General features: G+C 45.6%; 10 protein-coding genes. 8 read left to right on the forward strand and 2 right to left on the reverse strand.

Annotated elements, in window-relative coordinates:
* Positions 1-384 precede the first annotated feature (384 nt).
* Complete coding sequence (locus AB4298_RS20940) at positions 385-1,320, forward strand: LysR family transcriptional regulator (protein ID WP_220781526.1); 936 nt, start codon at positions 385-387, stop codon at positions 1,318-1,320.
* Here the strand turns inward: AB4298_RS20940 and ilvY are convergent.
* Complete coding sequence (gene ilvY, locus AB4298_RS20945; RefSeq protein WP_371988301.1) at positions 1,317-2,189, reverse strand: HTH-type transcriptional activator IlvY; 873 nt, start codon at positions 2,187-2,189, stop codon at positions 1,317-1,319. The genes AB4298_RS20940 and ilvY overlap by 4 nt on opposite strands.
* A gap of 201 nt (positions 2,190-2,390) precedes the next feature.
* Here ilvY and ilvC point away from each other — a divergent pair, with 201 nt between their 5' ends.
* The 7 genes from ilvC to AB4298_RS20980 all read left to right on the forward strand — a co-directional run bounded on the left by ilvC (position 2,391) and on the right by AB4298_RS20980 (position 12,369).
* Positions 2,391-3,872, forward strand: coding sequence for a ketol-acid reductoisomerase (gene ilvC, locus AB4298_RS20950; protein WP_371988302.1), 1,482 nt, complete (start codon positions 2,391-2,393; stop codon positions 3,870-3,872).
* A gap of 523 nt (positions 3,873-4,395) precedes the next feature.
* Positions 4,396-6,075: an acetolactate synthase 2 catalytic subunit gene (gene ilvG, locus AB4298_RS20955; protein WP_249000801.1), complete on the forward strand. Its 1,680-nt coding sequence runs from the start codon at positions 4,396-4,398 to the stop codon at positions 6,073-6,075.
* A gap of 101 nt (positions 6,076-6,176) precedes the next feature.
* Positions 6,177-6,434, forward strand: coding sequence for an acetolactate synthase 2 small subunit (gene ilvM, locus AB4298_RS20960; protein WP_248472621.1), 258 nt, complete (start codon positions 6,177-6,179; stop codon positions 6,432-6,434).
* Between the two features lie 13 nt (positions 6,435-6,447).
* Positions 6,448-7,371 (forward strand): branched-chain amino acid transaminase, encoded by a 924-nt coding sequence (locus tag AB4298_RS20965; RefSeq protein ID WP_249000802.1) that lies wholly within the window; start codon positions 6,448-6,450, stop codon positions 7,369-7,371.
* Between the two features lie 137 nt (positions 7,372-7,508).
* Positions 7,509-9,356: a dihydroxy-acid dehydratase gene (ilvD, locus tag AB4298_RS20970; RefSeq protein WP_371988303.1), complete on the forward strand. Its 1,848-nt coding sequence runs from the start codon at positions 7,509-7,511 to the stop codon at positions 9,354-9,356.
* 28 nt (positions 9,357-9,384) lie between these two features.
* Positions 9,385-10,935, forward strand: coding sequence for a threonine ammonia-lyase, biosynthetic (ilvA, locus tag AB4298_RS20975; RefSeq protein ID WP_371988304.1), 1,551 nt, complete (start codon positions 9,385-9,387; stop codon positions 10,933-10,935).
* Positions 10,936-11,232: 297 nt separating this feature from the next.
* Positions 11,233-12,369 carry a pyridoxal-phosphate-dependent aminotransferase family protein gene (locus AB4298_RS20980; RefSeq protein WP_249000805.1) on the forward strand — a complete coding sequence of 379 codons (1,137 nt, stop codon included), beginning with the start codon at positions 11,233-11,235 and terminating at the stop codon, positions 12,367-12,369.
* A 92-nt stretch (positions 12,370-12,461) separates the two neighbouring features.
* Here AB4298_RS20980 and AB4298_RS20985 read toward each other — a convergent pair whose 3' ends face one another.
* On the reverse strand, positions 12,462-14,447 hold the full coding sequence (locus AB4298_RS20985) for a TonB-dependent copper receptor (protein WP_371988311.1): 1,986 nt from the start codon (positions 14,445-14,447) through the stop codon (positions 12,462-12,464).
* Positions 14,448-14,467 lie beyond the last annotated feature (20 nt).

The raw sequence follows: 14,467 nt of genomic DNA on the forward strand, positions 1-14,467 counted from the left end.
TTAGTATCAAAGCCCGCTACCCTGTAGCGGGCTTTTTTACGTCTGGAATTTACTAAATATCGTGCTTTTTATAGGCAAACATCAATTCAATAAATAGCGCTTCGCTATCCTTTATTGTCATCATCTCTAAACATTCAACACGTACTCAAAACACTTTGCTTTCAGCTCCATAAGTTCGCTGCGCGAACCGAGTGCGATTATATGCTTCACATAATCGACTCTTCGTACATCCTTTTAGGTCATAGGTCATAGGTCATAGGTCATAGGCCATTTGCAGTTGGTTTTTTATCGGTTGAATATCGATATTGTCCTGATTTTTGTTATTCCTGGGTCATAAAGGCTTTATGATGTCTGTAGGTTAGCGTGTTTATATAGAAGGTCTATGTGAAACAGTTGGATTTCAATTTACTTAGGGTGTTAGAAGTCTTGCTCGAAGAGCAGAGTGTTACCGCTGCTGCCTCAAGATTACATTTGAGCCAATCGGCAGTGAGTAAACAGCTAAGTAAATTAAGGGAGACTTTTGATGATCAGTTATTTGAGCGCACGGCTTATGGATTAAAGGCGACACCTAGAGCTCTGGAGTTAGCACCGGAACTTAGAGAGGTATTACAACGGCTTGATCAGTTTACTCGCCCGAGTACTTTCGAACCTGCTGAAAGTCAGCGCCGATTTCGAATGCATGTAGTTGAAACTGCTTACTCGCTAAGTTATCCGCACTTTATGCCCAAACTTTTGAAAGATGCACCATTAGTTAGTGTTAATAGTCAGACTTGGTCACATGACAGTATGGATAAGTTATTGCGTTGTGAAATCGATATGGGGATTATTTGCCGCGAATGGGATAACCGCTCTTTGTTGCATATGAATAACTTGCCGGAAGAGCTTGGTTATGCAGAACTGATCCGTGACTATCCAGTATGTTTAGTTAGGCGTGGACACCCTTTATTAAAAGAGACTTGGGATCTCGACACTTTCCTTAAGTATCGACATTTACAGGTGGCCTTTGGAGGTGTTGAACATTGGTTGTTAGATGATGTGCTTAGGTTGCAGCATTTACAGCGTGATATCGCGGTTAACATGACTGACTTTAATTGTGCCTTGGGTTTATGTGAGCATAGCGATCTGATTTTATGTGCTCCGCGGAAATACCTGATGCAGATGATTGCCGACTATGATTTAGTTTGCTTAGACGTGCCGGTAAAAGTTGAGCCAGGTGCTTATGTGCTGGTGTGGCATAAACACTTTAGCCTAGATCCAAGTCATAGTTGGTTACGTAACTTGATCATTAATGGTGTCCAAGCGCATTCAGAAGTAAGTTAGATAGCACTTAAAAAGGCGTCGATAATAGGCTCTTGCTGGCGTTTTACTTTGCAGCAACAGCCAAGTTCAAATGGCGGAATTTCTATTGGTGAGCTTAACAACTGAATGCGGTCACGCACTGGACTATTGTTAATTACCACCTCTGGAGTAATACTGACACCACATCCAAGTGCGACCATCGAAGCTATTGCTTCCTGTCCCGATACTTGTGCGTAAATATTGGGTGTTAAGCCTAATGATTTGAACCAGTTATCAATTCGCTTTCGACCGGGTCCGTGTTCTGGAACAATAAAGGGGAGTCTATCCCACGGGATATAAGATTCGGTTAATAACTCTTGTACCTGACACCTAAAAGTTGGTGCGATGATGGATAAAGGGACGTCATCTATTTTGGCAAAATGTAGGGTGTCAGGAAAAGCATCGGGTAGCGCTGCAATCGCGATATCGGCACGATTATTACGTACTTCATTCACCGCGTTTGCAGCATCACCAGTGATCAGGGCTATTTCAACTTGAGGGTGCTCACGGCGAAAGCGGTCGAGTAATCCCGGTAAATGGCTATAGGCAGCAGTGACCGAACAATAGATATTGAGCTTGCCTCTTAGAACATCTTGCTTGGGATCTAATTTTGTTTTCAATTTAGCCCACTGAGCCAGCGTCACTTCGGCAAAGTTTTTATATTCGACCCCAGCACTGGTTAAGGTGACACTGCGATTATCGCGTTGAAATAATTGTGCGCCAACTTCCTCTTCCAATCTTTGCATCGCACGACTTAATGTCGATGGACTGACATGCATCGCCTGCGCCGTTCTAGCAAAATGTAAGCTGTCTGCTAGATGCAAATAAAGCTTGATGGTTCTTATATCCACAGTGACTCCGCTATTCCTGCAGCTACTTTCACGTAACCTTTATATTTCGCTCTGGCTATTGATGTTGCAATAAATGCAATATGACGTTTCGAATATATCATTTTAAGCAATCAAAAGCTTGCGCTATAGTGACCTTAATCACAGCGTGGCTCGGTTAAGAGTCAGCCCGTTTAAATGTCCAGAATCAAGGTGGTATATCAGATGGCTAACTATTTTAACTCTCTGAATTTGCGTCAACAATTAGAACAGCTGGCACAATGCCGCTTTATGGATCGTAGTGAATTTAGCGAAGGCTGTAACTTTATTAAAGGTTGGAACATCGTTATTTTAGGTTGTGGCGCACAAGGTTTGAACCAAGGTTTGAATATGCGTGACTCAGGTCTGAATATCTCTTTTGCATTGCGTGAGCAAGCGATTAATGAAAAGCGCGACTCGTACCAAAAAGCCACGGGCAATGGTTTCCGTGTTGGCACCATTGAACAGCTTATTCCTGATGCGGATTTAGTGCTCAACCTTACTCCAGATAAGCAACACACCAATGCAGTTAACACTGTTATGCCGCTGATGAAGCAAGGTGCAACCCTGTCTTATTCTCATGGTTTTAATATCGTTGAAGAGGGCATGCAAGTACGTCCAGATATCACGGTAATCATGGTGGCACCTAAGTGTCCGGGTACTGAAGTTCGTGAAGAATATAAGCGTGGTTTTGGTGTACCAACATTGATTGCAGTTCACCCTGAAAATGATCCTAAGGCTGAAGGTTTTGATATCGCTAAGGCTTATGCGAGTGCAACAGGTGGCGATCGTGCTGGCGTTTTACATTCATCGTTTATTGCCGAAGTGAAGTCAGACTTGATGGGCGAGCAAACCATTTTATGCGGCATGCTGCAAACGGGTGCGATTCTTGGTTATGAGAAGATGGTTGCCGATGGTGTTGAGCCAGGATACGCAGCTAAGCTTATTCAGCAAGGCTGGGAAACCACCACGGAAGCGCTAAAGCACGGTGGCATCACGCACATGATGGACCGACTCTCTAACCCTGCCAAGATCAAAGCTTATGACATGGCTGAAGAGCTTAAAGTTATCCTTAAGCCGCTATTTGAAAAGCATATGGACGACATCATCGGTGGCGAATTCTCTAAGACCATGATGACGGATTGGGCTAACGATGACGCTAATTTACTTAAGTGGCGCAGCGAGACTAACGATACTGGTTTTGAAAATGCACCGGGTTGTGAAGAGCATATCGATGAGCAAGCATACTTCGATAAGGGCATCTTCTTAGTAGCCATGATTAAAGCGGGTGTTGAGCTTGCGTTCGATACCATGGTTGCAGCAGGGATTGTTGAAGAGTCTGCTTACTATGAGTCTTTACATGAAACGCCGCTTATCGCTAATACCATTGCACGTAAACGTTTATATGAAATGAACGTAGTGATTTCAGATACAGCTGAGTACGGCTGTTATTTGTTCAACCATGCGGCACTGCCTTTACTAAGCGACTATGTGGCTAACATGTCTGCCGAGTACTTAGGTGGTGGCTTGCAAGACGCGAGTAACGGTGTCGATAACGTACGCCTAATTGAAGTAAATGCGGCAATTCGTGGTACCGCCGTTGAAAAGATTGGTGCTGAGTTACGTGGCTATATGACCGAAATGAAGCGCATTGTCGAAGAAAGTTAATCACTTTTTTACCAATAGTCTGGAGGGTAACCCGCTCTAGACTCTTGGTCGTTAAAGTGTTTGTTAGAGACAAAAGATATTTTAGAAAAAACATTAATGATTAACACGTTAGTGGTATTAAATCCGTTAGGCAGAACATGATTATTTGTCAGTATATGAGTCGATAAAGGAATAGGCTCAACTTGATTAATTTTGATGTTAAAAAGTTTTTTATTGTGTTTTTTATAGGCTTTGTGGTACTTCTAAATGGTCGCGTTTTAAACGACACCGAATTTAAGCAAAGAATCTGATTAGGATACAAGTCGAATATGTTCAAACAAGCTGCCCAGCTGATTATTGTGATTATTACCGTCGTGATTATTAAATCACAGCGGGGGCTGCGCATATCGAATCGACATACCTAACTTAGGTTTAAGATTGCAAAAACCCCCGCTCCGAAAGGAACGGGGGTTTTTTCGTTTAAGGGGTTAAGCAAAAGCTAACCCCTTAAGAAATAAAGTTAAATGTAGTGGAGTAAGAGCTGATGGAACAAGGGCAAATGATAAGAGGCGCAGACGCAGTCATAAAAGCGATTGCCGCACATGGTGTAACAACAGTGTTTGGTTACCCTGGCGGAGCGATTATGCCTATTTACGATGCGCTCTATGGTAGCCCGGTAGAGCATCTGCTTAGCCGCCACGAACAAGGAGCTGCATTTGCAGCTGTGGGTTACGCCAGAGCAAGTGGCAAAACAGGGGTTTGCTTTGCCACATCTGGCCCTGGGGCAACGAATTTAGTCACCTCACTTGCTGACGCGCTGCTGGACTCTGTGCCAGTTGTTGCTATCACAGGTCAAGTTTCCACAGCGGTTATTGGTACAGATGCGTTTCAAGAAATCGACGTTCTAGGTATGTCACTGTCATGTACTAAACATAGCTTTATGGTGACTAATGTTGATGAGCTAGTGCCGACGCTTTATAAAGCCTTTGAAATCGCTGCATCAGGTCGTCCGGGGCCGGTATTGGTGGATATTCCTAAAGATGTACAAATTGCCATGCTGGAATATAAAACACCTCTGCAAGCTATCAGCGCCGAGCCTGAGCATACCCCAGAGCAAATTAACGATGCGCGCGAGCTTATCGAACAAGCTAAGCAGCCAATGCTGTATGTTGGCGGCGGCGTGGGTATGGCGAGTGCTGTTGAGCAATTACGCGACTTTATTCAAGTGACCGGCATTCCATCAGTGGCAACACTCAAAGGTCTAGGCTCTATTACCATAGATACGCCTGGTTACTTGGGCATGTTGGGGATGCATGGCTCTAAGGCGGCGAATTTAGCCGTACAAGAATGTGATTTATTGATAGTGGTTGGCGCACGTTTCGACGATAGAGTTACCGGCCGTTTAGCTAGCTTTGCTGAAAACGCCAAAGTTATTCACCTTGATATAGACGCTGCTGAGCTTGGCAAATTACGCTTACCTGAAGTGGCTATCGCTGGCGACTTACGCCAAATCCTGCCTGCATTAAGTCAAAATCTAGGTGAGCAGTTTGCGTCATGGCAAGCCAAGGTTGATGAGATGAAACAAACGCATCAGTGGCGTTATGACCGTCCCGGTGAGCTAATCTACGCACCAGCAATGTTAAACCGTTTAGCCAATAAGTTACCGAAAAACAGTGTCGTGGCTTGTGATGTTGGTCAGCACCAAATGTGGGTTGCACAGCATATGTTTTTCAATCGACCGGAAGACCATCTTTCAAGTGCTGGTCTCGGCACTATGGGTTTTGGCTTACCCGCTGCAATTGGCGCTAAAGTGGCACGCCCAGATGCCACAGTAGTAACAGTATCAGGCGATGGCTCTTTTATGATGAATGTACAGGAGCTAACGACGATTAAGCGCAAGCGCTTACCGGTAAAAATCTTACTTATCGATAATCAAAAGCTCGGCATGGTAAAGCAGTGGCAACAGTTGTTTTTTGAAGAGCGTTATAGCGAAACCGACCTGTCAGATAACCCAGACTTTGTAAAAATGGCTTCGGCATTCGATATCCCTGGACGCAACATCTTTAAAGCCAGTGAAGTTGAAGCTGGCTTAGATGAGATGCTCAATAGCGAAGGACCTTTCTTACTGCACGTGTCGATTGATGATGCTCACAATGTATGGCCGTTAGTGCCGCCGGGAGCCTCGAACCAAGACATGATGGAAGAGATGGATAAGCAAACTTAATTGGTATTGGCTTAAGTCAATTACGGCATGACTGACTTGAAACAAGTATTAAAGCAGAAGCATTGAAACGACAGGATTTAAGCAAGATGGAGAGCAAGAATATGAACAATTACTCATTAGCGTTAAACGTGCAGCAAAGACCTGAAGTGTTAGAGCGTGTTTTACGCGTTGCTCGCCATCGTGGTTTTAAGGTCGCCAACTTAAGTATGCAGATTAATAGTAATAACAGTACCAGCATCGACATGTTGGTAGAGAGTGAGCGTGAAATTGGCTTGCTGACTAATCAGATAGATAAGCTTATTGATGTCATTGATTGCCGCGTATTAGTAAGCAATTCAACTACCGCATTAGCAAAATAGAAAGGGTGAGAAAATGGCCGCTAAAACAGCAGAATTAATTTGGTTCAATGGTGAAATGATGCCTTGGGGTGATGCTAAGGTACATGTTATGTCTCACGCACTGCATTATGGCACGTCGGTTTTTGAAGGTATTCGAGTTTACGATACGCCAAATGGCCCAGCGGGGTTTCGGTTAACTGAGCATGTGCAGCGATTATTTGATTCAGCCAAGATCTACCGTATGCCGATCCCCTATAGTTTCGATGATGCCATGCAAGCTTGCCGCGACGCAGTCTTAGGTAATGGCTTAAGCAGTGCTTATATCCGACCATTGGCTTTTTATGGCGATGTGGGCATGGGTATTACGCCGCCTAAAGATGCTCAGTGCGACTTAATGGTCGCTGCGTTTCCTTGGGGCGCTTACTTAGGTGAAGACAGCATGGATGCGGGTGTTGATGTGGCAGTAACGTCATGGAATCGCTTAGCGCCCAATACTATTCCGACTGGTGCTAAAGCGGGAGGTAATTACCTTTCATCATTACAAATTTCCACCGAAGCTAAACGCAACGGCTTTGATGAAGGGATTGCTCTTGATACTAACGGCTTAGTGAGCGAAGCGGCTGGCGCCAATATATTTGTGATTAAAAAGAACAAAATCTACACACCGCCAGCAACTGCCGCTATTCTGATGGGGCTAACGCGCGACACGATTATCACCTTGGCACGGGATCAAGGTTATGAAGTGGTTGAAGAGCAGATGTCGCGCGAGTTTCTTTATCTTGCCGATGAAATCTTTATGACTGGCACTGCAGCTGAGATTGTACCTGTGCGCAGTGTTGATCGTATCGAAGTTGGCACAGGTAAGCGTGGTGAGATCACCAAACAAATTCAGCAAAGTTTCTTCGGTTTATTTAACGGAGAGACGCAAGATAAATGGGGCTGGCTAGAGGTGTTATAACATCCATAAGCTCCGATTAATTATCTAACAATAAACACAGAAAACAAATTGAAGTGGCTTAACTCGGTTGGGTTAAGCAATAAAGAATCAGCATAAATGCGTCAATGAATGACCCATTTTATATCAAGGATAAAGCAATGCCAAAACTACGTTCAGCAACCAGTACCGAAGGCCGTAATATGGCAGGAGCACGTGCATTATGGCGTGCAACAGGCGTTAAGGATAATGATTTTGGTAAGCCGATTATTGCTATTTCAAACTCGTTTACTCAGTTTGTACCTGGGCATGTGCACCTTAAAGATATGGGCTCGTTAGTTGCTGGCGCGATTGAAGAAGCCGGTGGTATCGCTAAAGAATTTAATACTATTGCTGTTGATGACGGCATTGCGATGGGCCACGGCGGCATGCTTTATAGCTTACCGTCACGCGAGCTGATAGCCGACAGCGTTGAATACATGGTCAACGCGCATTGCGCCGATGCCTTAGTGTGTATTTCTAATTGCGACAAGATCACTCCGGGCATGCTAATGGCTTCGCTACGTCTTAACATTCCAGTGATTTTCGTCTCTGGTGGACCGATGGAAGCGGGTAAAACTAAGCTTTCAGATAAACTGATTAAACTCGATCTGGTTGATGCTATGGTCGCCGGTGCAGACGAGCGTGTATCAGATGAAGACAGCGAAAAGATTGAGCGCAGCGCGTGCCCTACGTGTGGTTCATGCTCGGGCATGTTTACTGCTAACTCAATGAATTGCCTAACTGAAGCGCTAGGTTTATCGCTACCGGGTAATGGCTCAATGCTGGCGACTCACGCTGATCGTCGTGAGCTTTTCTTAGAGGCTGGGCGCCGCATTATGGATTTAGCGACGCGCTATTATCGCGATGATGACGAGTCAGCATTGCCACGCAATATTGCCAATTTTGATGCCTTTGAAAATGCGATGACACTTGATATCGCGATGGGTGGTTCAAGTAATACCGTATTGCACTTGTTGGCGGCGGCGCAAGAGGCTGAAGTAGATTTTACCATGGCAGATATCGACCGACTTTCTCGCCTTGTACCACACCTTTGTAAAGTGGCACCAGCAACGCCAAAGTATCACATGGAAGATGTGCACCGCGCCGGTGGTGTGATGGGCATTTTAGGTGAGTTAGACCGAGCAGGCTTACTGCACAATACTGCCTATCACGTAGCGGGTAAAAACTTGGCGGAAGTATTGGCTAAATACGACATTGCTCAGAGTGACGATGCTGCTGTACGTAAGTTTTTCTCGGCAGGCCCTGCAGGTATTCCAACCACTAAAGCCTTTAGCCAAGATTGTCGCTGGGACAGTGTTGATGATGACCGTCAGGAAGGTTGTATCCGCAGCCGTGAGTTTGCCTTTAGCCAAGAAGGTGGTTTAGCGGTATTAGCAGGTAATGTCGCCGTCGATGGTTGTATCGTTAAAACTGCAGGCGTTGAAGTCGAAAACCATACCTTTATTGGTAGTGCACGTGTGTATGAAAGCCAAGATGACGCAGTTGCTGCGATTTTAGGTGGTGAAGTGGTAGCTGGCGATGTGGTGGTGATCCGCTATGAAGGCCCTAAAGGTGGACCCGGTATGCAAGAGATGTTGTACCCAACCAGTTACTTAAAGTCTCGTGGTCTTGGCACTAAGTGTGCGTTGATTACAGATGGTCGCTTCTCGGGTGGTACGTCAGGTTTGTCTATTGGCCATGTTTCACCTGAGGCTGCAGCTGGTGGCACCATAGGTTTAGTGCAAACGGGCGATCGAATTGAAATTGATATTCCTGCACGCTCCATCAAATTGGCGATCAGTGATGTTGAATTAGCCGCGCGTCGCACTGCGATGGAAGCGCTAGGCAAAGATGCTTGGAAGCCATTGGGGCGTGTAAGGCAGGTATCACTAGCGCTTAAAGCTTATGCGCTACTTGCGACCAGTGCCGATAAAGGCGCTGTGCGTGATACCAGTAAATTAGTGTAATGGATTTAACGGGTTTAAGAGGTAGTTTATGTTGGCTTTAGCATCACAATCACAACTGGATTTAGCCCACTATTATTTACAGAAAATTTTGCTGTCGTCGGTTTACGATGTCGCTAAAGTGACGCCATTATCGAGCATGAACAAGCTGTCAGCGCGCTTAGGTTGTCAGGTATTTTTAAAGCGTGAAGATATGCAGCCAGTGCATTCTTTTAAGCTGCGTGGCGCTTATAACAAAATAGCTGAGCTGACGACAGATGAGTGTGCGTGCGGCGTTGTTTGCGCCTCAGCTGGCAATCATGCTCAGGGCGTAGCATTGTCTGCGTCAGCTCGTGGTATTAGCGCGGTGATTGTGATGCCAGAAACCACGCCGGATATTAAAGTCGATGCGGTTAGACGTTTGGGCGGTGAAGTGGTGTTGCACGGACAAGCATTTGATCAAGCGAATGCCTATGCCCAAAGTTTGGCTGAAAATGAAGGCCGTGTGTATGTGGCGCCGTTTGACGATGAAGCCGTGATTGCCGGCCAAGGTACCGTTGCGCAAGAGATGTTGCAGCAGCAGCGGGATCTTGAAGTGGTATTTGTACCTGTTGGTGGCGGCGGGCTGATTGCCGGGGTTGCTGCTTATTATAAAGCCGTGATGCCACAAGTTAAAATCATCGGCGTAGAGCCTGAAGACTCTGCTTGTTTAAAGGCGGCAATCGACGCTGATGAGCGGGTAGTGTTATCGCAAGTTGGATTATTTGCTGATGGCGTAGCGGTAAAGCAGATTGGCGCTGAGCCTTTTAGATTGGCGCGTGAATATGTTGATGACGTGATTACCGTAACGTCAGATGAAATCTGTGCTGCGGTCAAAGATATCTTTGAGGATACTCGTGCGATTGCTGAGCCGTCAGGTGCGCTGTCGCTGGCAGGCCTAAAAAAGTATATCGGCATTAACGGCAAAGGTGAGAAGCTTGGCGCGATTCTCAGTGGTGCCAATGTAAATTTTCATAGCTTACGTTATGTGTCTGAACGCTGCGAATTAGGTGAGCAAAAAGAAGCTATTCTAGCGGTAAAAGTGCCGGAGCGCCCGGGGATCTTTTTACGCTTTTGTGAGCTGTTAGAACAACGGGCAATGACCGAATTTAACTATCGCTTTAGTAGTCGTGATAAAGCGGTAGTGTTTGCGGGTATTCGTTTATCGCGAGGCCAAGATGAGTTAGATGAAATTATTGCTAAGCTAGAATCTGAAGGCTTTGGAGTACAAGATTTATCGAATGATGAAACCGCTAAGCTGCATGTGCGTTATATGGTGGGTGGTCAGCCGCCAGAACCGATAGAAGAGCGTTTGTTTAGCTTTGAGTTTCCTGAGCACCCTGGTGCGCTGTTTAAGTTTTTAACCACCTTACAAAGCAAATGGAATATCAGTTTATTCCATTATCGTAATCATGGTGCAGCCTACGGTAGAGTGCTGGCGGGTTTTGAAGTGCCAGCGAGTGATAGTTTACCGTTCCAGCAGTTTTTAACTGATTTAGGCTTTGTCTATCAAGAAGAAACAGACAGTCCTGCGTATCAACTGTTCTTAGATAATCGCGATTGATGGAGTTTTTAGGGCATCAAAGGCAGCGGCGTTTTACATGTCGCTGCCTTTTTTATTTCTGTTAATCGCTATAAATATTATCAGTTAGGCGGTTGATAGTATTGGAGCTTCTTCTGTAGTATTGTCGTTACATTGCTTTTTTAGTGAACAGTTTTACACCAATAAAGATATAACAATAATAATATTCCACTAAAGACTGACTAACACGTAGGGGCTTTTCGATATTTATCGTTCTAGCAGCATGGCAGCAGTCAAATCCTAACCTTATAAAAGCGCCTAGTTTTAGAGGAAAAAAACATGTTACCTGCACCTTTTATTGAATCATTTTCACCGCCACGCCGTATTTTAATGGGGCCAGGCCCATCAGATGTTTATCCTGAAGTATTAGCTGCGCAGGCTAAACCAACTATTGGTCATTTAGACCCTTTATTTGTCGCTATGATGGATGAGCTTAAAGCGCTGATTCAATATGCTTTTCAAACGACCAATGAGATGACGTTAGCGGTTTCAGCGCCAGGTAGTGCAGGCATGGAAACCTGTTTTGTGAATCTGGTCGAGCCAGGTGAAAAAGTGATTGTTTGCCGTAACGGCGTGTTTGGTGAGCGCATGCGCCAAAACGTAGAACGTGTTGGTGGTATTGCGGTCGTGGTTGATAACGAATGGGGCGAAGCGGTTGACGCTGATCTCGTGGCAAGCGCATTGGCTGCAAACCCTGATGCTAAATTCTTAGCGTTTGTGCATGCAGAAACATCAACTGGCGCCTTGTCTGATGCGCAGGCTTTATGTGCCTTAGCAAAACAGCATGGTTGTTTGTCGATTGTTGATGCGGTGACTTCATTAGGTGGCGTAGAGTTAAGAGTCGATGAGTGGGGTATTGATGCCATTTATTCTGGCAGTCAGAAGTGCCTATCTTGCGTGCCGGGGTTATCGCCTGTGTCATTCTCACCAGCTGCAGTTGAGAAGCTAAAAGCACGTAAAACGCCAGTGCAGAGCTGGTTTTTAGATCAAACCTTAGTGATGGGGTACTGGGATGCATCGAGCGATGGCAAGCGCAGTTATCACCATACTGCTCCGGTTAATGCGCTTTATGCCTTACATGAATCACTACGTTTATTAGCGGCAGAAGGGTTAGAGCTTGCTTGGCAGCGTCATGCGGATATGCATCAAGTATTGCGTCACGGACTACAGCGTTTAGGGCTTAAATTTGTAGTCACTGAAGCGCAGCGTTTACCGCAGTTAAATGCAGTCTATATTCCTGAGGGGATTGATGACGCGAAGATTAGAAAGCAACTATTAGAAAACTACAATCTTGAGATTGGTGCAGGCCTTGGTGCACTAGCGGGTAAAGCGTGGCGTATCGGTTTGATGGGTTATGGTGCTCGTCGTGAAAACGTTGCCTTATGTTTAAAGGCATTGGAAGAAGTGCTGGCTTAGCTAATTCGGTATTAGCAGCTAAGTATTAGTTGTTCATTGAAAAACAAAAAGTCCGCTCAGTTGAGCGGACTTTTTAGTTAAAAAGCTAAAGATTAGAAAGTGTAATCCACTTTTACCCACGCAGTGCGGCCGGGTTCATTAACTTGAAATGTTGGTTCGCTGCCTGGAATGTCGTTACCTGCACCTGAGCGACTAATGTGCTCGGCATAGGTAATATCAAATAGATTTTCTACGCCAAAGCTAACCAAGAGTGCATCGTTGTGCTTCCAACTTGCGTTGAACGAAAGCGTACCAAAGCCGCTACTTTCTGCTAAGTCTTGGCCTGAGATATTCCCCTCTCCAATAGCCACTCGATCTTGAGCTGCCACTAGGCGCCAAAGTAAGCCCGCTGCCCATTGATTGTATTGGTAATCTAAGGTAATACGTCCCTCAAGCGGTGGAATTTGCCCAAGTGGAGTGCCTGCAGTGTCGTTATCACCATGGCTATAGCTAACGCTTGTTTGCGTTGAAAAATGCTCGGTTAGCGGAATCGTTGCAGCGACTTCACCGCCATAAACTGTCGCATCAATGTTGTAAGCACTGGTTTTATCTGTATTGGCATCAATTAAGATATAGTCACGGATCTCACCGTAAAACAGTGAAGTAGAGATAGCGATATCCGCTTCGTAGATCCAACCGATATCAAGCTGAGTGGTTTTCTCTGGCGCTAAGTCGAAGGCTTTTTGGCTTGGGTTATTCACATCGGCTTTCATGATCTCCCAGTAATCAGGAATGCGCTGCGCGTGGCCAACACCTGCGTAGTACTGGCTGTTACCTGACGTTAACTCATAGCGACCGTAACCACTGAACAAGTCATCGCTGCGTTCACCTTGTTGACCAACCATAAGCTCGGTTTTCCAGTGGTCATAACGCGCGCCTGCAAGCAATTGCCCATGGGGTAACTCATAGGTGGATTCAACAAATAAGCCACTGGTTTGATAGCGCATATTGTCTTTGAACGGTTTATTGAGCAGGTCATCGAGTCCATTATCAACAGTAGGATTAATGCTGCGACCCTCATGGGTACTGTCCATATGGTCAACGCCAGCAGTTAATGTCCAGTCGTTGGCTAAAGTAAAGTCGAGCCATAAATGCCCACCCGAGGTGGTGCGTCTAACGTTAGTCCCCGAGTTGACCCCTTGGTCAAATTGGTCCATGACGTGGTCATTTTCATTGGTGTAAGCTTGCAGCTCAATGCTGTTTAACCACTGGCTATCAAATTCGTGTTGCAGTAAAAAGGTTAGGTTTTCATTGCTAATTTCGCGGGCTTTATTGGCACGGTCGGCATACTCAGCTTCGCCAGATGAACTGCCATAGGCAAGCTCTAAAACGGTTTGTTCAGTTGGAGTCCAACCAAGTGCAAAGTTGTAGTTAGAACGGTCGTAACTCGATTGCACTTTATTGCCATCACCATCTTTATAATGATCACTTGATGACTGGTTAACATCCATATCGAAGTAATGTTTTTCGTCACCCGCTTTCAGCTCGACCAAGTAATCGGTACGACCAAAGCTACCTGCGGTCATACTCGCGCGGCCATCAAGCCCCGGTTCATCAAAGCTGTGACGGTCCTTTTCAAATAACACCGTCCCTGCGCTACCTACGGGACCGTACTTAACGGTTTGTGGCCCTTTAATTACGGTAATATTGTCGTAGGCTTCAGGGTAAATATAGGCTGTTGGTGGATCCATACGTCCGCCGCAGGTACCAGCGACATGCTGACCATCATCAACAATACTTAAACGGGAGCCGCCTAAGCCGCGTAGGCTAGGATCACCACCTGCGCCACCCTTTCGGCCGATACTAAAACCTGGAATGGTCTTTAAAAATCCTGCGCCATCATATGCAGGTAAAGGTAAGCGTGGTTTTTTAGGGTCGGTATAGGTTTTGGTTGGGTCTTTCATCAATTCGCCAGTGACCACGATGCGCTCTACAGTTGGCGATTCGTCAGTTTTTGTCACAGCTTCATTGGCTAAGCAGGGGAGAGAGATTAATCCCAAGGTGACGAAAGGAATCGTCAAAATACTTTTCTTGTTCATCATGGTGTCACTGTCGTTAT

It is taken from the genome of Shewanella sp. 10N.261.52.F9 (genome assembly GCF_041471165.1).
Taxonomy (GTDB): Bacteria; Pseudomonadota; Gammaproteobacteria; order Enterobacterales; family Shewanellaceae; genus Shewanella; species Shewanella marinintestina.

What these genes read in the sequence shown, in the direction of transcription:
- AB4298_RS20965 (WP_249000802.1), top strand. Translation starts at nt 6,448, where the DNA reads ATGGCCGCTAAAACAGCAGAATTAATTTGGTTCAATGGTGAAATGATG.
- ilvD (WP_371988303.1), top strand. Translation starts at nt 7,509, where the DNA reads ATGCCAAAACTACGTTCAGCAACCAGTACCGAAGGCCGTAATATGGCA.
- ilvM (WP_248472621.1), top strand. Translation starts at nt 6,177, where the DNA reads ATGAACAATTACTCATTAGCGTTAAACGTGCAGCAAAGACCTGAAGTG.
- AB4298_RS20985 (WP_371988311.1), bottom strand. Translation starts at nt 14,447, where the DNA reads ATGAACAAGAAAAGTATTTTGACGATTCCTTTCGTCACCTTGGGATTA.
- ilvA (WP_371988304.1), top strand. Translation starts at nt 9,385, where the DNA reads ATGTTGGCTTTAGCATCACAATCACAACTGGATTTAGCCCACTATTAT.
- AB4298_RS20980 (WP_249000805.1), top strand. Translation starts at nt 11,233, where the DNA reads ATGTTACCTGCACCTTTTATTGAATCATTTTCACCGCCACGCCGTATT.
- ilvC (WP_371988302.1), top strand. Translation starts at nt 2,391, where the DNA reads ATGGCTAACTATTTTAACTCTCTGAATTTGCGTCAACAATTAGAACAG.
- ilvG (WP_249000801.1), top strand. Translation starts at nt 4,396, where the DNA reads ATGGAACAAGGGCAAATGATAAGAGGCGCAGACGCAGTCATAAAAGCG.